Raw genomic sequence first — 21497 nt, forward strand, 5'->3', positions numbered from 1 at the left:
TCAGTCGTCGCCGAGCTGCGCGCGCACGCGCGGCACGACCTCCTCGGCATAGAGGCGGATGCACTCCATCCGCTGGTCGTGCGGCAGGGTGCCGAAGGAGTACTTCAGCTGGAAGCGCGAGAGCCCGAGCACCTGCACCGTGTCGACGATCCTGGCCGCGACGGTGTCCGGCGACCCGCAGTAGACCGCTCCCCCGGGCCCGAGCTGCTGGAGCGCCTGCTCCTTGCCCATGGGCGCCCAGCGCCGCTCGCGGCCGAGCTTGTTCATGTAGGGCAGGAAGTGCGGCATGAACTCCTCGCGGGCCTGCTCGTCGGTGGCGGCGACGTAGCCGGGCGAGTGCACGCCGACGGGGAGCTCCGGCTTGCCCATCTCGGACAGCGCCCGGCGGTAGAGGTCGGCGAGCGGGGCGAACTGGCGGGCCGACCCTCCGATGATGGCGATGATGACCGGGAAGCCGTAGTGCGCGGCCCGCACGACCGACTGCGGGGTGCCGCCGACGCCGACCCAGACCGGCAGGTGGCCGGACTCCGTCGCCGGCATGATGCGCTCGACCTGCACCGGCGGCCGGATCGAGCCCTCCCAGCGGAACGGCTCCTCCGCGACGACCGCGGCGAGCAGGTCGAGCTTCTCCTCGAAGAGCGACTCGTAGTCCCCGAGGTCGAGACCGAAGAGCGGGAACGACTCGATGAACGACCCTCTGCCCACGGTGATCTCGGCCCGACCACCACTGATGGCGTCGACCGTCGAGAAGCGCTGGAAGACGCGGATGGGGTCGTCGCTGCTGAGGACCGTCACGGACGTGCCGAGGCGGATGTGCTCCGTGCGCCCGGCCAGGCCGGCCAGCAGCACGTCCGGCGCGCTCACCGCGTAGTCGTCGCGGTGGTGCTCGCCGATGCCGAAGAAGTCGAGGCCGAGCCGGTCGGCGAGCTCGCCCTCGGCCAGCACCTCGCGGATCACCGTCGCCGGGTGGAGGGGGACGCCGTCGGGACCGTTGGCGATGTCGCCGAAGGTGTCGAGGCCGAGTTCGAGGCTCATGCCCCCATCGTAGGTAGGCCGCCGACCGACCACGCGCGACCCGCGTCCGGGTCCCAGCGCCGCACCGACTCGACCGCCCCGTCGAGCGAGCGCGCACGGCCGAGGACGGCGAGCGCCTCACTCACCTGGCGCGACCCGAGGCCGCGGGCGATGGTGACGTGCGGGACCCAGCGTCCGGGGCGCACCTGCTCGGGCACGTCCGGCGCGCCCACCATCGCCGTGGCGACCGTCGCCTGGAGGTTGAGCAGCTCGGCGGACGGGACGAGAAGCCGGGCCAGGACGTAGCGGCGCGAGCCCATGACGACGAGCGGACCGAGCCGCACCGGCACGGGCGCCATCGGCGCCAGGGCACGCACGAGGCGGGCCTCGACGAAGTCCGGGACCGCGCCGGCGACCGAGAGGGTCACGTGGGGGGCGTTGGTCGCTCCCTGGTGCTTGGCCTGGCTGGGCAGGCCGGCGTCGGCGAGCGCCGTCCACTCGCGGCGGACCTGAGCGTCGATGTCGGCGTCGAGGAGCCCCTCGACCGAGTGCAGCGGCATCCTCAGGTGGGCGGGCGTCGGGCGCGACTCGCGTCACGAGTCCGACCGGGTCGGGGCCGGCGGTGGGGTGGGGTCATCAGAGTGAGCACCGTTGCGGCCCAAGCGCCGTCGCGTCCGCCGGGAGCGTCGGCGAGGTCCTCGCCGACGACAGGCCGGACCGCGTCGACCTCGTGCGGCTCCTGGGGCCCCGGGAGCGTGGCGTCCTCCATCGTCGCAGCATATGTCGTTCCAGACCGGACGCCCCTCGGCCAGCGGTAGCCTCGACGTAGTTGCTTGGGGGAGCACTGCGGTTGGGGGACCACATGAGCGAGTTCGGCAACCCGTTGCCCGGGGGCGTCGGCGGCGACAAACCGAAGAAGATCGACCCGTTGGACCGGGCACAGCTCGCCGAGTCCCCCGTGTCGTTGGGACGCGTGGCAAGCCTCTTCCGACCCCACGTCCGCACGGTCGTGGTCGTCGTCGCGCTCATCGTGGCCACGTCGGTCATCTCGATGGCCCACCCCTTCCTGCTCCGCGCCGTCATCGACGACGCGCTGCCGCACCAGGACGTGCGGCTCCTGCTGCTGGCCGTCGGCGGGATGCTCGCCGTGACCGTCGTCAGCCAGCTGCTCGGGGTCGTGCAGACGTGGCTGACCACGACGGTCGGGCAGCGGGTCATGCACGGCCTGCGCACCGACGTCTTCCGGCACCTGCAGCGACAGTCCATCGCCTTCTTCACCCGCACGCGCAGCGGCGAGGTCCAGTCACGGCTGACCCACGACATCGCCGGCATGCAGACGGTCATCACCACCTCCGCCACCGGGGTGGCCAGCAACCTGACGACGGTCGTGGCCACGGCGATCGCCATGGTCGCCCTCAGCCCCCGACTCTCGCTGCTCTCGCTGCTCGTCATCCCGCCCGCCGTCCTGATGACCCGCAAGGTCGCCCTCGTCCGGCGGGAGATCACGAGCCAGCGCCAGCGTCGGCTCGCCGACCTCCACAGCCAGGTCGAGGAGGGCCTCACCGTCAGCGGCGCCACCCTCATCAAGACCCTCGGGGCGGCGGAGGCCGCGGCCGAGCGTTTCGCCGCGACCTCCACCGACCTCATCGACCTCGAGCTGCGCTCACAGCTCGCGGGTCGGTGGCGGATGGCGACGATGCAGATCATGTTCGCCGCGATCCCGGCGCTCATCTACCTCGCAGCAGGGCTGCCCGCGACCTCCGGCGGCATGACCATCGGCACCCTCATCGCCTTCACGACGCTCCAGACCGCCATCTTCCGGCCGCTCATGGGCCTGCTCGACATCGGTGCGCAGTGGGTGACCTCGATGGCGCTCTTCAGCCGGATCTTCGGCTACCTCGACCTGCCCGTCGACGTCGCGCCGCCCGCGAATCCCGTTCCCGTGGAGCACGACCGGCTGCGCGGCGAGGTGCGTCTCGACGGCGTCAGCTTCAGCCACGACCCCGCCGCATCGGAGAGGACGTATGCCGTCGACGACGTGTCGCTCCGCATCCCCGCGGGCACGACGCTGGCCGTCGTGGGCGAGACCGGCTCGGGCAAGTCGACGCTGGGCGGCCTGCTCGCCCGGCTGCACGACCCCCAGTCCGGTCGCATCACCATCGACGGGATGGACCTGCGCCACCTCGCCCCGGCCGACCTGGCCCGGATCGTGGGCGTCGTCTCCCAGGACACCTACCTCGTGCACGCCTCGATCCGGGACAACCTCCTGCTCGCTGCTCCGGGCGCCGGCGAGGACGAGCTGTGGGAGGCCCTCGCCGCCGCGCAGGTCGCACCCCTCGTCGCGAGCCTCCCGGACGGCATCGACACCGTCGTCGGCGCCCGTGGGCACCGGTTCTCCGGCGGGGAGAAGCAGCGTCTCGCGATCGCCCGCACCCTGTTGCGCAACCCGAGGGTCCTCGTCCTCGACGAGGCGACGAGCGCGCTCGACAACGAGACCGAGCGGGACCTGCAGGGCGCCATCGACCGGCTCATGGCGGGACGCACCACCCTGACCATCGCGCACCGGCTCTCGACCGTGCGCGACGCCGAGCAGATCGCCGTGCTCTACCACGGCCGCGTCGTCGAGCTCGGCCGTCACGACGAGCTGATGGAGCGGGACGGGCGCTACGCGCGGCTCGTCAGGGCCCGCGAGAGCGCGGAGCGGCAGGCGGTCGCGGCCTGACACCACAGCCCGGACCGACCCAGAAGACCGGACCACAGCGCGACGCAGACCCGACCACGGCCGGGACCCCAGCCCGGGCGCGGCAGGTCCGCTGACGGCATACGACCCCCGTGTGGCACGGTGGGGCCGTGGAACCAGCCGACGCGCCCGTCGACCAGCAGCCCGTGCTCCGCGAGCCGGCGCACCGCGTCTCACGCCGCGCCCTGCTGATGTGGACGCTGCAGGCCGTCGTCGTCATCGCGCTGCTCCTCGCCGCGCAGGTGGTGTGGTGGCTCGTCGACGACGCGCCCTCACGCACCCCGCACTGGGTCGTCGGCGCGGTCTGGCTCGTCGCCGGCGTCACCTACGCCGTCGCGATGCCCCAGTGGCGCTACCGCGTGCACCGGTGGGAGGCGACGCCCCGCGCCATCTACACGCAGAGCGGCTGGCTGTGGCAGGAGCGCCGCATCGCGCCGCTCAGCCGCGTCCAGACCGTCGACCTCGAGCGGGGCCCGTTGGCCCAGCTGCTCGGCCTCGCGTCGGTGACGATCACCACCGCCTCTGCGGCCGGTCCCGTGACGATCCACGGCCTCGACCTGCCCGTGGCCCGTGACCTCGTCGAGGCCCTGACGGCAGCCGCCGTCACCGAGGCGGGCGACGCGACGTGACGGACGGCTGGCGCCGCCTCGACGCGCGGATGCTGCTCGTCCACCCGCTCGAGACGCTGGTCCGCTTCCTCCCCGCGCTGCTCGCCATCGTCGTCTTCCGGGCCGGGTCCGACGACAGCGACCGCTGGGAGCTGTATGCCGTGCCCCTCCTCGTCGCCTTCGGGGTGCTGCGGTGGGTGACGACGCGCTACCGGATCGCCGACGGCCAGATCGAACTGCGGCGAGGCCTGTTCACCAAGCAGACCACCACGGCGCGCCTCGACAAGGTGCGCACCATCGACCTCACGGCACAGCTGCACCACCGCGTCCTCGGCCTGGCCAAGGTCGAGATCTCCACTGCCGGAGGGCAGCACGACCGTCTCGTGCTCGACTCGCTGAGCGTCGACGCCGGCCGGCGGCTGCGCGCCGAGCTGCTCCACCGCGTCGACCCGGCCGTCACCGGCCTGCCGGCCCCGACGGGCAGCCCCCTCGGGGTCGACGCGGTGCCGGACGACGCCCCGCCGCCCGTCGACGACGAGGTGCTGCTGCGTCTCGACCCCACGTGGGTGCGCTACGCCCCGCTGACGGTGACCGGACTCGCGAGCGCCGCGGCCATCGTCGGTTTCGTCTCGCAGGGCGTCTCCCGGTTCTCCCAGGAGCGGTCGGTCTTCCGCGACGGCGCCTCGCTGGTGTCGCGGCTGTCGTGGTGGGTCGACGTGCTGCTCCTGCTCGGCGTCGTTTCGCTGCTCGCGGTGGGTGCCTACGTCCTCACCTTCTGGGGCTTCCGCCTGACCCGCAACCGGCTCGGCACGCTCCACACCCGCCGCGGCCTGCTGACGAGCCGCGAGACGAGCATCGATGCCACGCGCGTGCGCGGCATCCGCCTCGACGAGCCCCTCGGCCTGCGGCTCGCCGGGGCGCGCCGGCTCAAGGTCGTCACCTCGGGACTGCTGCGTGAGCAGGGCGGCTCCGACTGGCTGTGCCCGCCGGCGCCGGCCGACGTCGTCACCCCGCTCGCACTGCGCATCCGGCCCGACGAGGCCGCGGTCTCCGGCCCGCTCACGCCGCACGGTCCCGCAGCCCGGCGTCGCCGGCTGACCCGGGCCGTCGTGCCGGCCGTCCTCGTGTCGGCCGCCCTCGTGGCCGCGCGCCTGCTGTGGGACTGGAACGGGTCGCTGCTCGTGGCCGTGCCGCTCCTGCTCGTCGGTGCGGTCGCGCTCGGCCGGGACCGCTACCGGGCCCTCGGCCACACGGTGACGCCGGACCACCTCGTGTCGCGCCACGGCTCCCTCGACCGCCAACGGGTCGTGCTCGACCGCGACGGCATCATCGGCTGGAAGGTCGAGCAGTCGTTCTTCCAGCGCCGCGTCGGTGTCGCGACCCTTGTTGCCACGACCGCCGCCGGCCAGCGGCACTACGACGTCGTCGACGTCCCGGTCGAGATGGCGTATGCCGTGCTGGCCCAGATCGACCCGGACCTGCTCGCCGAGTTCGCCTGAGTCGCGGGCACTCTCGGAGGCACCAGGTCGTGGGGCCCCGCCGTCACACGCTCCCGCCTTCGGCTGCCGACCGAGGCCGGTCACCGCCGCACGGGACTCGCGCTGTGCCAGACTCGCTCATGGCCATCACCGCGACGGGAACGGAATCCCGCGCCCCTCGGAGACGGTGGCGGGGGCCGCGGTGGTCGTTCGTCGTCCTGGTGTGCTGCCTCCTGCTCGCGGGCGCGCTGGTTTCCCGAGGTACTGAGCTCGTCTCCCGGCATGCCAGCCCGTATGCGGCCCTGGACGCCTACACGGCAGCGGTCACGGCGGGCGACCGCAGCTCGTTGGACGCCGTCATCGCGGACGGCGCCCGGCGTCAGGCTCTGGTCGATCGCCACGCCGAGCAGCCGATGACTCCTACGACCGTGTCGATGCAGATGATGGAGTCGGCGGCCTGGTGGACGATCGAGATCAGGTACGAGCTCCCGGGCCAGCAGTCATATCTCGAGCACCTCCTGGTCCACCCGCGGGACGATTCCCTAGACCGGCCGATCGACTACGTGGTCGAGCCGGCGCCCTGACCCGACGTCCGCTCCGCCGAGTGGTTCCGACTCATCGCGTCGGCGGTGGGCCGGCTGCTTCGACGGGGGCCGCCTCGTAGCGGCACCCGACGTCGACTCGCGTGATGTCCCGGTAGCGCCATCTGGACACAGTGTCCTCCCACGTGGCCTCAGGGCTGATCTCGTCGAGCACCGCCGAGCGGTCGGTCCGTTCGACGGGCACGCCGATGAAGCAGACGTCGGGATCGTCGGTCTCGACGAACAGCGACACGGTCGGCGACTGGGCCGCCAGACCGTGGATCAGGACTCGGGTGTCATCCAGTGGCGACATGGGGTTCAGCGTGGGCGGGGGCCAGTGGCCGCGCTGGGTGAGAAGCCTGGTGGCACCGTCGCGCTGGGGGTGCCTCTGAACGCGCTCGACCTGTCGCGTGCGGATGGCGATGTGGCCGTCGATCGTGAAGTCGTCGGCGAGACTGGCCAGCAGCGTCCATTTCGCGCCGGACGCGATGACGAACCCCTCGAGGACATCAGCGCCCGGGATGCTGCGCGTGATGCGAACCGCCTCCGATGCACCGAGGGCGCGCTGGAGCCGAGCAGTCAGCCGGTCCGAGGTGTCGCTCCTGGATCCAGTCACGCCGGTCAGTCTCGAGGCGGGCGCCTCGTCTCGCAACGAGGTTTCGATCCTCGCCGCCTGCGCCGCACCACGACAACCTGCCAGAGGATCGCGGCCCTGGCGCTGTCCTGCGGACGTGGCCGTTGCCGGCTGTTCCCGCCGCCCGCTGCCGAGGACACTGGGTGGAGGCGGACGTCACGTTCGTCAGCTCTTGGGATCGAGCAGGAGGCGCCGTGGCCAGCACGGCGAACCGCGAACACGAGGCGTGTCCGACGCGGCAGCAGTCGGGCACCGCACGGTCAGGCGCCGGAAGGGTGCTGGTCGCCGCAGTGCTCGTCATGGGCCTCGCCGCCTGCGACGCGCCGACGGGCGGTGGGCCGGTCGCCACCGGTCCCACACCGGGTCGAGGGGCAACGGCAGCCACCGGTGTCGAGCTGACCCCCGCCCCGGGCGCCGTCCCCCGCAGCTACCGCATCCCCGAGTCGCCGCACGTCGTGGACCGGGACGGCTACGCCTTCCGGACCCTGTATGCCGTGCGCCCCGGAGCGACGTACCGCCTGCACATGCCCGGCAACCTCTACCCCGACGCCCCGCGCTCCCGCCTGACCGTGGAGCTCACGCTCGTCGGCGACAGCTGGTGGCTCTTCGAGCAGGGGGTGGTGACCCAGCAGCCGTCCTTCGCCCAGGAGGACGCCGGCATCCGTGTCATGGAGCTGGACGTCATCCCGTACGGCCCGTGCCAGACGCAGGCTCGGCCGCCCGCAGAGCCCGGACCGGCTCCAGCCGACCTCGCCCGCTCGATCCTCTCGAGGTACCCGTTCACCGTCATCGAGCCGGTTGCCCCGGTCACCCGGTTCGGCGGGTCCGGGGTCCACCTGATGATGCGCCTGCATGACCCGAACGCCGCCCTGTGCGACAACAACGGGTTGATGACCTACCGGCCGATGGCGGCCCAGCACCAGCTCGTCGAGCTGTGGATCGTCGTCGTGCAGGGCGAGAGGGTCGTCGTGGAGCGGTCCTGGTTCCCGGACACCAGCCCCCGGGTCCTGGCTGACCAGCAGCGCACCCTGGACTCGCTCCGCCTCGTGCACCTCTGACGGCCACGGGGAGACGACCGAGCGCCGCACCATCCGGTCAGGACGGTGCGGCGCTCGACGTGACTGCGCGCGGGGCTCGGGTCAGAGGCGCATCGACGCGCCGACCTTCCCGGTCTGCTGGTCGACCTCACCGGCGAGGCCGTCGTCGGCCACGACGTCCTTGCCCTCGACGTCCCTGCCCTCGACCGCCTCGGTCTGGACCATCTCGCCGACGCCCTCACCGGGCGCGGTCTCCTCGAACGTCAGGGCGAAGTCGTCGCCGTGCTCGCTGACGCCCGCGACGACGGCGTGCTCGACGGCCGCGACGGCATACTGCCTGCGCACCACCTGCGGGTCGTGCGAGAGGTCCTTCACGAGCGCGACGGCCAGCCCGACCATGATGACGAGGAAGGGCAGCGCGGCCACGATCGTGACGTTCTGCAGGCCCGACAGGGCATCCTCTCCGCCGATGAGGAGCATGATCGCGGCGACCGCGCCCGTCGCGGCGCCCCAGAAGATCACCGTCTTCTTCGACGGCTCCAGCGTGCCCTTCTCCGACAGGGTGCCCATGACGATGGAGGCGGCGTCGGCCCCGGACACGAAGAAGATCGCGACGAGGAGCATCACGACGACCGCGGTCACCGTCGGCCAGGGCAGGTTGCCCAGCATCGCGAAGAGCGAGCCCTCCGGCGTCGACTGACCGGCGATGTCCTTGCCGCTCTGCTGCTGCGAGATGCCGGCACCACCGAAGATGGCGAACCAGATGAGCGAGACCACCGACGGCACGAGCAGGACGCCCGAGACGAACTGGCGGATCGTGCGGCCGCGCGAGATGCGGGCGATGAACATGCCGACGAACGGCGTCCAGCTGACCCACCAGGCCCAGTAGAAGATCGTCCAGCCGGCGAGCCAGTCCTTCATGCCGTTGCCGCCCGCGGCGTCGGTGCGCGCCGACATCATCGCGAGGTCCTTGAAGTAGGACCCGATCGTGGTCGGGACGAGGTTGAGGATGAAGACCGTCGGGCCGACGACGAAGACGAACAACGCCAGGGCGAGCGCGAGCACCATGTTGATGTTCGACAGCCACTGGATGCCCTTCTCGATGCCGGAAACGGCCGAGAGGATGAAGCAGACGGTGAGCACCACGATGATCGCGATGAGGACGGCGTTGCCGACCTTGCCGATGCCGGCGACGATCTGCAGTCCGGAGCCGATCTGCAGGGCGCCGAGGCCGAGCGAGGTCGCCGAGCCGAAGAGCGTCGCGAAGATCGCGAAGATGTCGATGACGCGACCGGCCGGTCCGTTGGCGCGCTTCTCACCGAAGAGCGGCGCGAAGGCCGAGCTGATGAGCAGCGAGCGTCCCTTGCGGAAGACGCCGTAGGCGACGGCGAGGCCGACGACGGCGTAGATCGCCCACGGGTGCAGCGACCAGTGGAACATCGTCGTCGCCATCGCGGTCTGCACCGCGGCGGGGTTGCCCGCGGCGCCCGTGCCGGGCGGCGGCTTCACGAGGTGGGTCAGCGGCTCGGTGACGCCGTAGAACATCAGACCGATGCCCATGCCGGCGGAGAACATCATCGCCACCCACGACGACGTGCGGAACTCGGGAGCCTCGCCGTCACCCCCGAGCGGGATGTTGCCGTACTTGCTCGCCGCCAGCCAGATGACGAAGACGACGAAGCCCGAGGCGACGAGCGAGAAGAGCCAGCCGGTGTTGTGGACGACGAAGTCCAGGCCGGCCGAGGCGCTGCTGCTCAGGCTCTGGGTGTCGAGCGCCCCCCACAGGACGAAGGCGATGGCGACGCCGGCCGCGACGCCGAAGACGACCTTGTCGACCCGGGAGGGGGCGGCCTCCTCATGGTTCACGGGTGGCGGCTCGAGCGCCGGGTGCAGCGCGTCGTCGGGACTCTTGGTCAGCTCACTCATACGTCATGACGGCACCCGGCGAAGGTGCCGTCTGTCTCCTCACGGTTACGTGTCACAGATGTCTCGTTGAACACTCCACTCTGTCGGGGTGCGACGTCGAGCGCAAAGCGAGCAGGCCCGTGGGACGAGCGATCCGGCATACGACATCGCGGATCTGTCTGTGCGCCAATGGTTCCCAGATCGGCGAACTGATCGGGGTGACATGGGCCACGACACGGCGAAGGGCCACGAACCGGTGCGGTTCGTGGCCCTTCGGCGATGAGGCGGGTCAGCGCGGAGCGCCCACGAGCTCGGGCTCGCGGCCCGTCGCGTCGACGTCCTGCGCTCGGTCGGTGGCGACCTCGTCGTGGTCGACCATGCTCGCCTCGTCGAAGCGGTCCTGGCCGGACAGGACGCGGGCTGCCTTCTCCTTGTCGATCTCGCCGACCCACGTGCCGATGAGGACCGTGGCGATCGCGTTGCCGGCGAAGTTCGTCAGCGCGCGGGCCTCGCTCATGAGGCGGTCGATGCCGACGATGAAGCCGACGCCGGGCACGAGGTCGGGGCGGTGCGACTGGAGGCCACCGGCGAGGGTGGCGAGGCCCGCGCCGCTGACGCCGGCGGCGCCCTTGCTCGCGATGATCATGAAGACGAGCAGGCCGATCTGCTGGCCGATGCTGAACGGCTTGTCCATGGCCTCTGCGATGAAGAGGCTCGCCATCGTCAGGTAGATCGCGGTGCCGTCGAGGTTGAACGAGTAGCCGGTCGGCACCGTGATGCCGACGACCGGGCGGGAGACGCCGAGGTGCTCCATCTTGGCGATGAGCCGCGGCAGGGCCGACTCGGACGAGGACGTCGAGAGGATGAGGAGGAACTCGCGGCCGAGGTAGCGGAAGAGCGAGAAGACGTTCATCCCGGTGACGACCTTGAGGATGCTGCCGAGGAAGCCGAAGACGAAGATCGCGCACGTGACGTAGAAGGCGAGCATGAGCAGGCCCAGGCTCTTGAGCGAGCCGATGCCCGTGGCGCCGACGAGGGCGGCCATGGCGCCGAACGCGCCGATCGGGGCCACCCACATGACCATCGCCATGAGGCGGAAGACGAGACGCTCGAGGTGCTTGATGCCGACGAGGATCGGCTCACCGGCCTTGCCCATCTTCTGCAGGGCGAAGCCGACGAGCAGGGCGATGAGCAGGGCCTGGAGCACCGATCCGGACGTCAGCGCGGAGACCAGCGTGTCGGGGATGAGGCCGAGCACGAAGTCGACGGCACCCTCGGACTTCTCGGCGATCTGCGCCTGGCCGGACTTGGCGACGGCGTCGGTGAGGTTGAGGCCGGCGCCCGGCTTGACGATGTTGCCGACGACGAGGCCGATGCCCAGCGCGACGGTCGACATGGTGATGAAGTAGCCGAGGGCGAGGCCGCCGACCTTGCCGACCTGGGCGGCGCGACGCACCGAGCCGATGCCGAGCACGATGGTGCAGAAGATGATCGGCGTGATCATCATCTTGATGAGGTTGACGAAGCCGGTCCCGAGGGGCTTGAGGCTCTTGCCGACCTCGGGGAAGGCCCAGCCGACGAGGATGCCGGCCACCATCGCCACGATGACGGCGATGTAGAGGAAATGGGTGCGGTCGCGCTTCGGAGTCGTGCCCGGGTGGGCGTCGACGGCGCTGTCGGCGGTGGAACTCACGGTGACCTCCGTTGGCTGGGTCCGCGTGACGGCACGGGACCGGTGAATGTGACGAGGCTGCCGCGGCCAGTGACTAGGGTCACCTTTGTGTTCATTGAGTTCTCGCGGCCGGACGTATGCCGTTGAGCTCGATCCCGTCCTCCGTGACCCGCGTGCTCGGCGCGCCGGGGCGATGGAGCGTCGCCGCGCAGACCTTCGCCCTGCAGGTGCTCATCGCGGTCCTCGTGGTCGCCGCCGGGCTCGTCGGCGCGTACGGGCAGGCGCAGCGGGCCGGCGACCAGGAGGCGATCGCCCGCGCCCTGGCCGTGGCCGAGACGATCGCGGCGACGCCGGCGGTCATCAGCGCCGTGCAGGGCCCGGACCCCTCCGCGGCGCTCCAGCCCTACGCCGAGCGGGTGCGGGTGGAGACCCGCACCGACTTCGTCGTCGTCATGAGCCGCGACGCGATCCGCTACACCCACCCCGACCCGACGCAGATCGGCAAGAAGTTCATCGGCCACACCGAGGACGCGCTCGCCGGGGGCGTCGTCGAGGAGGACTACACCGGCACGCTGGGGCCCTCCTCACGCGTCGTCGTGCCGGTCACCGACGCGGGCAAGGTCGTCGCCCTCGTCTCCGTCGGCATCCGCAAGTCCGCCGTCGGCGAGCGGGTGCGCGCCCAGCTGCCCGGCCTGCTCCTCGCCGGACTCGTGGCCGCCCTCCTGTCGGGCCTCGGGACCGCCCTGGTCTCGCGACGCATCCGCCGGCAGACGCACGGTCTCGGCGAGCAGCAGCTGCGCGAGATGTACGAGTACTACGACGCCGTGCTGCATGCCGTCACCGAGGGCCTCGTCATCACCGACCTCGACGGGCGTCTCCGGCTCGCCAACGACGAGGCGACGAGGCTGCTGGCGCTGCCGGCCGATGCCGTCGGGCGACCCGTGGCCGACCTCGGGCTCGGTCCCGCGCTGACGGCGGCGCTCACCGACGACGCGTCGCACGAGGACGAGCTGCACGTGACGTCGGCCCGCGTGCTCGTGCTCAACCGCGGCCCGGCACGCTGGCAGGGTCGCCTGCTCGGGCACGTCGCCACGCTGCGCGACCGCACCGACCTGGAAGCCCTCACGGGTGAGCTCGACTCGGCGCGCGGCCTCACGGAGGCCCTCCGGTCGCAGGCCCACGAGTCGGCCAACAGGCTGCACACGATCGTCAGCCTCATCGAGCTCGGCCACACCGACCGGGCCCTCGACTTTGCCACCGACGAGCTCCAGGTCTCGCAGCTGCTCACCGACCGCGTCGTCGGCTCGGTCGACGAACCGGCCCTGACCGCAGTGCTGCTCGGCAAGGCCGCCGAGGCCCACGAGCGCGGCATCGCCTTCGGGATCGAGCCGGGATCGCACTGGCCGCGCGGGGTCGCGCCCATGCGTGACGTCGTGACCATCGTCGGCAACCTCATCGACAACGCCCTCGACGCCGTGACGGGTGGCCCGGGGACCCCGGGGTCGGCCCGACCCGACCGCCAGGTGCGCTTCGCCTCGCGGGTAGAGGGGGCGTATGCCGTCCTGGAGGTCAGCGACGACGGTCCGGGGCTGCCTCCGGGCGGGGTCGAGGACGCCTTCCGGCGCGGGTGGTCGACCAAGGAGCAGGGCAGTGCCGGACGACGCGGTATCGGCCTCGCCCTCGTCGCTCAGACCGTCGAGCGGCTCGGCGGCACCCTCGAGGTGTCTGGGCCTCCCGGGGCCACGTTCACCGTGCGGCTGCCCGCCGGAGGCGACGATGCCTGAGGCGCAGGGCAACCGGCCGTTGCGCGTCCTCGTCGTCGAGGACGAGCCGATCGCGGCCGAGGCTCACACGGCATACGTCGGCCGCGTCGACGGCTTCGAGGTGGTGGCGACGGTCGGGACCTCCCAGGCCGCCTTGAAGACGTTGCAGGACAAGGAGATCGACGTCGTCCTGCTCGACATGAACCTGCCCGACAGGCACGGTCTCGACGTCGTCCGCGCCATGCGGGCCGCCGGCCACCGCGCCGACGTCATCGCCGTGACGTCGGCGCGCGACCTCGACGTCGTTCGCGCGGCGGTGTCGCTCGGGGTGGTGCAGTACCTGCTCAAGCCCTTCGTCTTCGCCACCCTCCGCGAGCGGCTGCTCGCCTATCGCGCCTACCGCGAGCAGGTGACGACCGGCGCCGAGGTCGGCACGCAGGCCGAGGTCGACGAGGTCTTCGCCGGCGCACGGGTCGCGGCCGAGGCCCGGCTGCCCAAGGGGATGGGTGAGGAGCTGCTCGCGAAGGTCTCCCGGCTGCTGCGCGAGTCGACCGACGGTCGCTCGGCGAGCGAGCTCGGCGAGGCCCTCGGGGTCAGTCGCGTGACGGCGCGGCGCTACGCCGAGTACCTCTGCGAGACGAGGGTGGCCGTGCGCCGGTCGAGGTATGCCGGAGCGGGACGTCCCGAGGTCGAGTACCTCTGGGCGCGTTGACGGCTCAGGCGTTCGCCGGGGTCCGTCGACCGAGGCGCGCGAGCATGCGCTCCTGGCGTTCGGCGTCGTCGGCGACGGGCACGGCAGGCCCGCACACACCGTCGTCGTAGAGGTGCTCGCCGAAGCCGTCGGCCGAGCGCTCGACCATGTCGAGCTCGTCGTCGGTGAGGCGCTCGTCGAGTCCGGCCGCCGCTGCGAGGTCCCACCGGTGCACGACGAGGTCGAAGCCGTGGAACGCGACGATCGACTGTCCGACCGTGGTGCGGCCGAAGACGCCGTCGTACTCGTGGCCCGTGACGGAGGGGTCGGCCAGCAGCTCGCGCATCCGCTCGTCGTGGGCGTGCCAGGCGGCTCGGGGGTCCGTGGCGTGACCGGCCGGGTCGTCGATGTCGAGGGGGTGGGCGGTCGTGGCGTCGAACCCGCGCTGGGCGAGGAACTGGCGCTGGCTCGTGACGACGTGGGCCAGCACGTCGCGGGCGTTCCAGCCCTCGCACGGGCTCGGGCGGTCCCAGCCGTCGTCGGGCACACGGTCCACGACGGCGGAGAAGGGGTCGGCGCGTCGGGTGTAGGCGCCGAGGATGTCGGTGGTGGTCGATGTCATGCCGTCACGCTAGGGACCCGCGCGTCGGTGGGTCTTGATACTTTCCGACACGTGACGACCTCTCCCGGGGCGGGGCGCACGGCGGCCCGCGACGACATCGAGCGCGCCCACCTCGTCGACCCCACGGACCGGACGTGGTCGATCGCCCGCGCCTCGGTCGCGCCCGACCTCCTCGACGTCGCCCGCCGCTTCTGGATCCCGGTCTGGGACGTGCCCGAGGGGCGCGACTCGGTGCAGCGCGTGCTGCAGTACCCCGTCTGCCTCATCGTCGTCTCCGACAGCTATGCGCGCTTCTACGGAGTCGTCTCCGGCCTGTCGCACACGCAGCTGACCGGGCGCGGCTGGGCGGTCGGCGTCATGCTCCAGCCCGCGGCCGGCCACCTGGTGACGCGCGAGCCCGTGCGGGCGATGACCGACCGCTTCGTCGACCTCACGGCCGTGCCCACCCTCGACGGGGCCGGAATCGCTCGGGCCCTGCGGTCGGTCATGGGGGCCGCCCCGACCGACCCGGACGCCCAGGCGATGGCCCGCGAGCTCGTCGAGGACGCGCTGCGGTCCCTGCTCCCCGTCGACGAGGAGGGACTGCTCGTCAATGCGATCGTCGAGGACGTCGAGTCCTCCCCCGAGCTGCTCCGGGTCGACGAGCTCTGCTCCCGATTCGACATCAGCGAGCGCACCCTGCAACGCCTGCTGCACAAGCGGATCGGGCTCGGGCCCAAGTGGCTCATCCGCCGTCGGCGCCTCCAGGAGGCCGCGGACCGGCTGCGCGACTCCGACGCCGAGCTGGCCGGCATCGCCATGGACCTCGGCTACGCGGACCAGGCCCACTTCACGCGCGACTTCCGGTTGGCGACGGGGATGACGCCCGGCGAGTTCGCCTCGCGCTTCCGCTGACCGGCGCCTGCGCCGGGCTCGTGGGGCGCACTCCACAGCAGGGACCCTAGGGACTCCCAGCCAGGTCCGAGGTTGCGTGCAGCCAGGCTCCAGTGCGGGCACAGTCGCTCGTCAACGTCCCCTGCTTCGCTGTGGGCAACGGCCTCCGACAGGCGGCGGCCCGGCAGATCCGGAGTTGGTTGACATGGGCCTGACGGACTCGGCGCTCCCGGTCGTCGTCGCGGTGCTGGCACTGGCCGTCTTCGTGCTCGTCGCCATCGGGTGGCCGCACCCGCGCCGCCGCGGCCTGCGGATCACCGTCCGCGCCCTCCAGGCCCTCCTGCTCAACGCCCTGGTCCTCGTCCTGGCCGGGGTGCTGATGAACGACCAGTACCTCTTCTACGTCTCGTGGGCCGACCTGCTCTCCTCGGGTCCGGAGCAGGCCGGCCACGCCGTCACCGCCGGCGACGCCGGGGCCGGCGGCAAGGTCCACCTCGCCAGCGGTCTCAAGGGTGCCTCCGCCGGCGCCCTGCCGGCGCTGCCCAGCCCGGGGCAGCGCGAGCAGACCTACACCGTGACCGGCGCCGGGTCCGGCCTCACCGGCCAGGTCATCGTGCTGCTGCCCAAGGGCTACGACCCCACCAAGGCCAAGACCTACCCCGTCATCGAGTCGCTCTCCGGCTACCCGGGCACGCCGCGGTCGAACTTCCACGGCTTCGCCCTCGACACGACCTTCCAGGACCTCGTCGACCGGCACACGATCCGCGCACCCATCATCGTGATGCCGCAGATCAACACCCCGAACTCCCTCGACACCGAGTGCGTCAACGCCCCCGGCAAGACCGGGCTGCAGACCGAGACGTGGCTGGCCAAGGACGTGCCCGACTGGGCGGCCAAGCACTTCCGCGTCGCGCTCCAGCGCTCGTCGTGGGCGGCGATGGGCTTCTCCTACGGCGGCTGGTGCGCGACCATGCTCGCGATGCACCACCCCAACACCTTCGGCGCCGCCATGTCCCTCATGGGCTACTTCCGCCCGGAGTTCGGCCCGGCCTACGACCCGCTCACCAAGGGTGTCGGCAGCTACGACCTGGCACACCTCGCGCGCAACACGCCCCCGCCCGTCTCCCTCTGGCTCATGGCGAGCAAGGACGACCCCACCGCCTACCCCCAGATGGTCTCGTTCCTCAAGAGCGTGCGCTCGCCCATGGCCGTGACGTCGGTCGTGCTGCGCACGGGAGGGCACCGCGTCGACACGATCCCGCCCGTGCTCCCAGGGATGCTGAGCTGGCTGCGGTCGGCGCTGCCCGGCTTCATGCCCTGAGGCCGACGGCGGCCCTCACCGGCTCGCGAGCACGCGGGCCGGTGAGGAGTGTCCCTGCGTCTGCCGTCGCAGCGCCGCCGCGCACTCCGCGACGACGGCCACGGCCAGGGCGGACGGCGTGTCGTCGGCCGGCTCGGGCACGATGCGGCTGACGATGCCCTGCGCGGCCAGGTCGGACACCCCGACCTGCTGGAGCTCGGCCATCTCCGCGGCGTGCGAGACGTCGCCGTGGACGATGACGCTCGCCCCTTCCGGCGGCAGCGGCGAGAGCCACGCGTGCTCGGCCGCGATGACCTCGCGAGCGGGCAGGAGCGCGAGCGCCCCACCGCCACAACCCTGCCCGAGCACGACGGAAACCGTCGGCACGGTCATCGTGGTCAGCGTCGCGATGCACCGTGCGATCTCTCCGGCGATCGCCCCCTCCTCGGCGTGCGCCGACAGCTCGGCGCCGGGGGTGTCGATGACGGTGACGAGCGGCATACCGAGCTCCTCGGCGAGGCGCATCGCCCGGCGGGCCTCGCGAAGCGCACCGGGACCCATCGGGGAGGACGGGGACTGGCGAGCCCGGTCCTGCCCGACGAGGACGCACGGCTGCCCGTCCAGACGGGTCAGGGCGACGAGCATCGTGGAGTCGCGCTCCCCCTCGTCGGTGCCGTTGAGGCGCAGCGTGCCGGTGGCGCCGTGGCGCAGCAGCTCGCGCACCCCCGCACGGCCGGGGGCGCGGGTGGCCTCGATCGACTCCCACGTCGAGAGGTGCCCGCTCGGCTCGCCGTCACGGCTCTCGAACCTCGGCACCGTCGGGCCGTCGACGAGGACGCCCAGCGCGCGGTCGACGAGCATCGGCAGGTCCTCGGCCGCGACCACCGCGTCGAGCACGCCCTTGGCCGCGAGGTTCTCGGCCGTCTGCACCCCGGCCGGGAACGGCTCGCCGTTGAGCGCCTCGTAGACCTTGGGCCCGAGGAAGCCGACGAGTGCGCCGGGCTCGGCCACGGTCACGTGCCCGAGCGACCCCCACGACGCATAGACCCCGCCGGTCGTCGGGTGGCGCAGGTGCACGAGGTAGGGCAGGCGGGCGGCCCGGTGGGCCATGAGCGCCCGGGAGATCTCGACCATGTGGATGAAGGCGGGCGTCCCCTCCTGCATGCGGGTGCCGCCCGACGCCGTCGAGGCGAGCACCGGCAGACCCTCCGCGGTCGCCCGCCGGACCGCGGCGGTGATGCGCTCGGCGGCCGCCCGGCCGATGGAGCCGGCGAGGAAGCGGAACTCGTTGACGACGACGGCCACCGGACGGCCACGCACGAGCCCACGGCCCGTGAGCACCGACTCGTCCGTGCCCGCCCTGGCCGCCGCGGCCTCGAGCTGGAGCCGGTAGGCCTCGGGCTGCCCGCTGATGTCGATCGGCTCGTCCCACGACTCGAACGAGCCGGCGTCGAGGACGAGGTCGAGCAGCTCGTGGGCCGTCCACGGTCGGCGCGCCATCACTCCTCCTTGAGCCAGGCGCGGATCGCGGCGCCGTCCTCGTCGAGGGTCGGTGGGGCGTCGTGGTCGCGCCGGGTCACCTCGTCGCCGTCGCCGTCGAAGAAGCGCAGCGGTGGCCCGGGCAGCGTCAGCGGGCCGAGGGTGGGGTGCTCGACCTCGACGAGCAGCCCCTGGCTCGCGGTCTGGTCCCACGCGTACACCTCGTCGAGCGTGCGCACCTTGCCCGCGGGCACGCCGACCTCGGCCAGCCGCGCGAGCAGCGGCTCGGCGTCCCACTCGGCGAAGGCCGCCTCGACGACCTCGATGACGCGACCCCGGTTGGCCACGCGCTCGGCGTTGGTCGCCATGCCGTCGGCCGTGGGGTCGAGACCGAACGCCGCGCACAGCCGCTGCCACAGCCCCTCGCTGCCCACCGCGATCTGCACGGAGCCGTCGCGGCAGTGGAAGAGCCCGTAGGGCACGATCGACGGGTGGTGGTTGCCCGCCGAGCGGCCGACCTCGCCCGCGACGGTCCACCGCGTGCCCTGGAAGGCGTGGACGCCGACGACCGCGGCGAGCAGGGAGGTGCGCACCACCGTCCCGACGCCGGTGCGGTGGCGCTCGTTGAGGGCCGCGACGACGCCGTAGGCGCCGTACATCCCCGAGAGCAGGTCGGCGATCGGCACGCCCACCCGCTGCGGGTCCTCCGGCCCCGAGCCGGTCAGCGACATGAGGCCGGCCTCGCCCTGCGCGATCTGGTCGTAGCCGGGGCGACCGCCCTCGGGCCCGTCGTGGCCGAAGCCGGTGATCGACAGCACGACGAGGCGCGGGTTGCGGGCCATGAGCGACTCGATGCCGAGGCCGAGCCGCTCGAGCACGCCGGTGCGGAAGTTCTCGACGAGCACGTCGGCCCGGTCGACGAGCGCGAGCAGCACGTCGCGGTCCGCCTCGTCCTTGAGGTCGAGGGTGATCGACTCCTTGTTGCGGTTGGCCGACAGGAAGTAGGTGGACTCCCGCTGTCCCTCCTCGCCGACGAAGGGCGGGCCCCAGCCACGGGTGTCGTCCCCGCGGCCGGGCGCCTCCACCTTGATGACGCGGGCGCCCTGGTCGGCGAGCATCATCGTCGCGTGCGGGCCCGCGAGCGCGCGGGACAGGTCGACGACGAGGACGTCGCAGAGGGGTCCGGCCGACCGGGCGGGCGGCGCCGCCTGAGCGAACTGGGCGGGCTGAGGGGTCGAGGTCATTCGGTCACCATCCGGGGAGGATCAGGGCGGCCCACACGAGCAACGGGCCGGCGATGACCACGATGACGCTGTAGGTGAGGATCTGCTTGTAGTACACCGGCTCGCTGATCGTGTCGGGCCGGTTCGCCGGCACGCACGCCTGCTCTCGCTGTCGTCACGATGCCGACTGGCTCAGTGGCCTAGCCAATAGGTCAATGGTCCGACTGTCAATAATATGTCCCCATGTCAGCATCGGGGCTGCCCCGCCTCACGAGGACCCGGCTCTACGAGCAGGTCGCCGAGCAGATCACCGCGTGGATCAGGTCCAACGGCCTCGCGCCGGGCGACCGGCTGCCCCCCGAGCGCGAGCTCGCCCAGCGCCTCGGCGTCAGCCGGGCGACCCTGAGCCAGGCGCTCGTCGCACTCGAGGTCATCGGTGTCGTCAACGTGCGGCACGGCGACGGCACCGTGCTCGCCGAGGCCCCCGGGCCGCGCCGCATCGTCGAGGCGATCCGCGCCCACGCGCACCGGCTGCCCGAGATCATCGACACCCGCGACGCCCTCGAGACGAAGATCGCCGCCCTGGCCGCCGAGCGCCGGACGGCCGACGACCTCGCCCGCATCGACGAGGCCATCGCCGAGATGGCCCGCGACGTCGAGGCCGGCGGACGGGGCTTCGAGGGCGACGAGCGCTTCCACGGGGCCGTCACCGCGGCCGCCCACTCGCTCCTGCTCGCCCGGCTCATGGACGAGATCCGCGACCTCATCCGCGAGACACGCATCGAGTCGCTCTCGCAGCCCGGCCGGCCCACCGACTCGCTCGCCGGCCACCGGGCCATCGCCGACGCGATCCGCTCGGGCGACCCCGAGGCCGCGGCCGACGCCATGCACGCCCACGTCGTCATGGTCAGCGACGTGGCCGTGCTGAGAGACGGGACGTGACGCCGGTCGACACGCTTCCCGAGATGCTGGCCGTGCTCGGCGCGGGTCTCGCGGCGGGTGTCCTCACCTCGACGGTGGGGGTCGCCTCGCTGGTCAGCTTCCCGATCCTGCTCGCCGTCGGGCTGCCGCCGGTCGTGGCCAACGCGTCCAACACCGTCGGGCTCGTGCCGGCGGGGATCAGCGGGTCCTGCGGCTACCGGGCCGAGCTGCGCGAGCACCCGCGGGTCGCGTGGACCGTCGTCATGACCTGCGCGGTCGGCGCCGTCGGTGGGGCTGCGCTGCTGCTGGCCCTGCCCTCGAGCGTCTTCGGGGCCGTCGTGCCGTGGCTCATCCTCTTCACCTGCCTGCTGGTCGGCGTGCAGCCGTGGGTCGCCCGCTGGCTGCGCTCCCGCGTCGGTGAGGAGGTCGGCCCGCGCACCCGCATGGGTCCGGTGACGACGTTCTTCGCGCTCCTCACCGGGGTCTACGGCGGCTACTTCGGCGCCGGGTCGGGCGTCATGATGGTCGCCGTCCTCGGGCTCGGTCTCGACATCGACCTGCGCATCGTCAACGCCCTCAAGACGCTGGCGATCTTCGTCGGCAACGTCGTCGCCGGGCTCGTCTTCGTGACGGTCGCCGACCTCGACTGGCGCGCCATCGCCCTGCTCGCGGCCGGGTCGGTCGTCGGCGGCTACGTCGGCGCGCGCGTCGGGCGGCGGCTGCCGCCGACGCTCTTCCGGGTGCTCGTCGTCGTCGCCGGCGTCGTGGCCGCGGTCCTGCTGCTCCGCTGACCGCCCGGTCGAGGTGATCGCGGCACCCTCGTCGGGGGTGTCTTTTGAAGGGACATCCCTGTCAGTCCTGTGAAGGGACATCCCTGACACTCGCCGGGTCTCGGTCCATGGTGGGCTGCATGGCTGGCAGGGAGATCTCGATGGAAGTTCGCTTGGCTACGGCTG

At 72.2% G+C, this 21497-nt stretch carries 20 protein-coding genes; 11 read left to right on the forward strand and 9 right to left on the reverse strand.

All coding sequences use genetic code 11. The features are described from left to right. Both ABD297_RS09645 and ABD297_RS09650 read right to left on the reverse strand, forming a co-directional pair. Entirely contained in the window at positions 1-1035 is a 1035-nt protein-coding gene (locus ABD297_RS09645) for an LLM class flavin-dependent oxidoreductase (RefSeq protein WP_344254692.1), read from the reverse strand. Continuing rightward, the gene (locus ABD297_RS09650; protein WP_344254693.1) at positions 1032-1574 is read right to left on the reverse strand and encodes a 2'-5' RNA ligase family protein; all 543 of its coding nucleotides are present in this window, start codon (positions 1572-1574) and stop codon (positions 1032-1034) included. Before ABD297_RS09650 ends, ABD297_RS09645 begins: the two co-directional genes overlap by 4 nt. A gap of 302 nt (positions 1575-1876) precedes the next feature. Between ABD297_RS09650 and ABD297_RS09655 the strand changes: the two genes are divergently transcribed. The 4 genes from ABD297_RS09655 to ABD297_RS09670 all read left to right on the forward strand — a co-directional run bounded on the left by ABD297_RS09655 (position 1877) and on the right by ABD297_RS09670 (position 6424). Then, positions 1877-3736 (forward strand): ABC transporter ATP-binding protein, encoded by a 1860-nt coding sequence (locus tag ABD297_RS09655; protein ID WP_344254694.1) that lies wholly within the window; start codon positions 1877-1879, stop codon positions 3734-3736. 128 nt (positions 3737-3864) lie between these two features. Continuing rightward, positions 3865-4383 (forward strand): PH domain-containing protein, encoded by a 519-nt coding sequence (locus tag ABD297_RS09660; protein WP_344254695.1) that lies wholly within the window; start codon positions 3865-3867, stop codon positions 4381-4383. Continuing rightward, a complete protein-coding gene (locus ABD297_RS09665) occupies positions 4380-5861 on the forward strand; it encodes a PH domain-containing protein (RefSeq protein WP_344254696.1) in 1482 nt (493 codons plus the stop codon). The genes ABD297_RS09660 and ABD297_RS09665 overlap by 4 nt, the downstream gene beginning before the upstream one ends. 119 nt (positions 5862-5980) lie before the next feature. Beyond that, on the forward strand, positions 5981-6424 hold the full coding sequence (locus ABD297_RS09670) for a hypothetical protein (RefSeq protein ID WP_344254697.1): 444 nt from the start codon (positions 5981-5983) through the stop codon (positions 6422-6424). 31 nt (positions 6425-6455) lie between these two features. On the opposite strand, the gene ABD297_RS09675 is transcribed toward ABD297_RS09670, so the two are convergent. Further along, positions 6456-7037, reverse strand: coding sequence for a hypothetical protein (locus ABD297_RS09675; protein WP_344254698.1), 582 nt, complete (start codon positions 7035-7037; stop codon positions 6456-6458). Positions 7038-7330: 293 nt separating this feature from the next. On the opposite strand from ABD297_RS09675, the gene ABD297_RS09680 reads away from it, so the two are divergent. Next, the gene (locus ABD297_RS09680; protein WP_344254699.1) at positions 7331-8113 is read left to right on the forward strand and encodes a hypothetical protein; all 783 of its coding nucleotides are present in this window, start codon (positions 7331-7333) and stop codon (positions 8111-8113) included. 81 nt (positions 8114-8194) lie between these two features. Here ABD297_RS09680 and ABD297_RS09685 read toward each other — a convergent pair whose 3' ends face one another. Next, positions 8195-10018, reverse strand: coding sequence for a BCCT family transporter (locus ABD297_RS09685; RefSeq protein ID WP_344254700.1), 1824 nt, complete (start codon positions 10016-10018; stop codon positions 8195-8197). 268 nt (positions 10019-10286) lie between these two features. After that, complete coding sequence (locus tag ABD297_RS09690; protein WP_344254701.1) at positions 10287-11690, reverse strand: cation:dicarboxylate symporter family transporter; 1404 nt, start codon at positions 11688-11690, stop codon at positions 10287-10289. 143 nt (positions 11691-11833) lie between these two features. On the opposite strand from ABD297_RS09690, the gene ABD297_RS09695 reads away from it, so the two are divergent. Together ABD297_RS09695 and ABD297_RS09700 are read left to right on the forward strand one after the other, a co-directional pair. Then, positions 11834-13453 (forward strand): sensor histidine kinase, encoded by a 1620-nt coding sequence (locus ABD297_RS09695; protein WP_344254703.1) that lies wholly within the window; start codon positions 11834-11836, stop codon positions 13451-13453. Continuing rightward, a complete protein-coding gene (locus tag ABD297_RS09700; protein WP_344254704.1) occupies positions 13446-14144 on the forward strand; it encodes a response regulator in 699 nt (232 codons plus the stop codon). Before ABD297_RS09695 ends, ABD297_RS09700 begins: the two co-directional genes overlap by 8 nt. 4 nt (positions 14145-14148) lie before the next feature. Here the strand turns inward: ABD297_RS09700 and ABD297_RS09705 are convergent, their stop codons facing one another. Continuing rightward, complete coding sequence (locus tag ABD297_RS09705; protein WP_344254705.1) at positions 14149-14745, reverse strand: TIGR03086 family metal-binding protein; 597 nt, start codon at positions 14743-14745, stop codon at positions 14149-14151. Positions 14746-14796: 51 nt separating this feature from the next. On the opposite strand from ABD297_RS09705, the gene ABD297_RS09710 reads away from it, so the two are divergent. Continuing rightward, positions 14797-15639 carry a helix-turn-helix domain-containing protein gene (locus ABD297_RS09710; protein ID WP_344254707.1) on the forward strand — a complete coding sequence of 281 codons (843 nt, stop codon included), beginning with the start codon at positions 14797-14799 and terminating at the stop codon, positions 15637-15639. A gap of 184 nt (positions 15640-15823) precedes the next feature. Continuing rightward, positions 15824-16939, forward strand: a complete 1116-nt coding sequence (locus tag ABD297_RS09715) for an alpha/beta hydrolase (RefSeq protein WP_344254708.1) — start codon at positions 15824-15826, stop codon at positions 16937-16939. Positions 16940-16954: 15 nt separating this feature from the next. On the opposite strand, the gene ABD297_RS09720 is transcribed toward ABD297_RS09715, so the two are convergent. From ABD297_RS09720 to ABD297_RS09730, 3 genes are read right to left on the reverse strand one after another with little or no spacing between them, the layout of a single operon-like run. Further along, positions 16955-18418 carry a carboxyl transferase domain-containing protein gene (locus tag ABD297_RS09720; RefSeq protein WP_344254709.1) on the reverse strand — a complete coding sequence of 488 codons (1464 nt, stop codon included), beginning with the start codon at positions 18416-18418 and terminating at the stop codon, positions 16955-16957. Next, a complete protein-coding gene (locus tag ABD297_RS09725; RefSeq protein WP_344254710.1) occupies positions 18418-19641 on the reverse strand; it encodes a CaiB/BaiF CoA transferase family protein in 1224 nt (407 codons plus the stop codon). The genes ABD297_RS09720 and ABD297_RS09725 overlap by 1 nt, the downstream gene beginning before the upstream one ends. A 4-nt stretch (positions 19642-19645) precedes the next feature. Next, positions 19646-19774 carry a hypothetical protein gene (locus tag ABD297_RS09730; RefSeq protein WP_344254711.1) on the reverse strand — a complete coding sequence of 43 codons (129 nt, stop codon included), beginning with the start codon at positions 19772-19774 and terminating at the stop codon, positions 19646-19648. Positions 19775-19863: 89 nt separating this feature from the next. Between ABD297_RS09730 and ABD297_RS09735 the strand changes: the two genes are divergently transcribed. After that, positions 19864-20562 (forward strand): FadR/GntR family transcriptional regulator, encoded by a 699-nt coding sequence (locus ABD297_RS09735; RefSeq protein ID WP_344254712.1) that lies wholly within the window; start codon positions 19864-19866, stop codon positions 20560-20562. After that, entirely contained in the window at positions 20559-21332 is a 774-nt protein-coding gene (locus ABD297_RS09740) for a sulfite exporter TauE/SafE family protein (RefSeq protein ID WP_344254713.1), read from the forward strand. Before ABD297_RS09735 ends, ABD297_RS09740 begins: the two co-directional genes overlap by 4 nt. Positions 21333-21497 lie beyond the last annotated feature (165 nt).

Origin of the sequence: Terrabacter carboxydivorans (assembly GCF_039532035.1) — a bacterium.
Classification (GTDB): Bacteria; Actinomycetota; Actinomycetes; order Actinomycetales; family Dermatophilaceae; genus Terrabacter; species Terrabacter carboxydivorans.

Coding starts and splice junctions, on each gene's coding strand:
- ABD297_RS09645 (WP_344254692.1), bottom strand. CDS start 1,035: ATGAGCCTCGAACTCGGCCTCGACACCTTCGGCGACATCGCCAACGGT.
- ABD297_RS09650 (WP_344254693.1), bottom strand. CDS start 1,574: ATGCCGCTGCACTCGGTCGAGGGGCTCCTCGACGCCGACATCGACGCT.
- ABD297_RS09655 (WP_344254694.1), top strand. CDS start 1,877: ATGAGCGAGTTCGGCAACCCGTTGCCCGGGGGCGTCGGCGGCGACAAA.
- ABD297_RS09670 (WP_344254697.1), top strand. CDS start 5,981: ATGGCCATCACCGCGACGGGAACGGAATCCCGCGCCCCTCGGAGACGG.
- ABD297_RS09685 (WP_344254700.1), bottom strand. CDS start 10,018: ATGAGTGAGCTGACCAAGAGTCCCGACGACGCGCTGCACCCGGCGCTC.
- ABD297_RS09700 (WP_344254704.1), top strand. CDS start 13,446: ATGCCTGAGGCGCAGGGCAACCGGCCGTTGCGCGTCCTCGTCGTCGAG.
- ABD297_RS09705 (WP_344254705.1), bottom strand. CDS start 14,745: ATGACATCGACCACCACCGACATCCTCGGCGCCTACACCCGACGCGCC.
- ABD297_RS09715 (WP_344254708.1), top strand. CDS start 15,824: ATGGGCCTGACGGACTCGGCGCTCCCGGTCGTCGTCGCGGTGCTGGCA.
- ABD297_RS09720 (WP_344254709.1), bottom strand. CDS start 18,418: ATGGCGCGCCGACCGTGGACGGCCCACGAGCTGCTCGACCTCGTCCTC.
- ABD297_RS09725 (WP_344254710.1), bottom strand. CDS start 19,641: ATGACCTCGACCCCTCAGCCCGCCCAGTTCGCTCAGGCGGCGCCGCCC.
- ABD297_RS09735 (WP_344254712.1), top strand. CDS start 19,864: ATGTCAGCATCGGGGCTGCCCCGCCTCACGAGGACCCGGCTCTACGAG.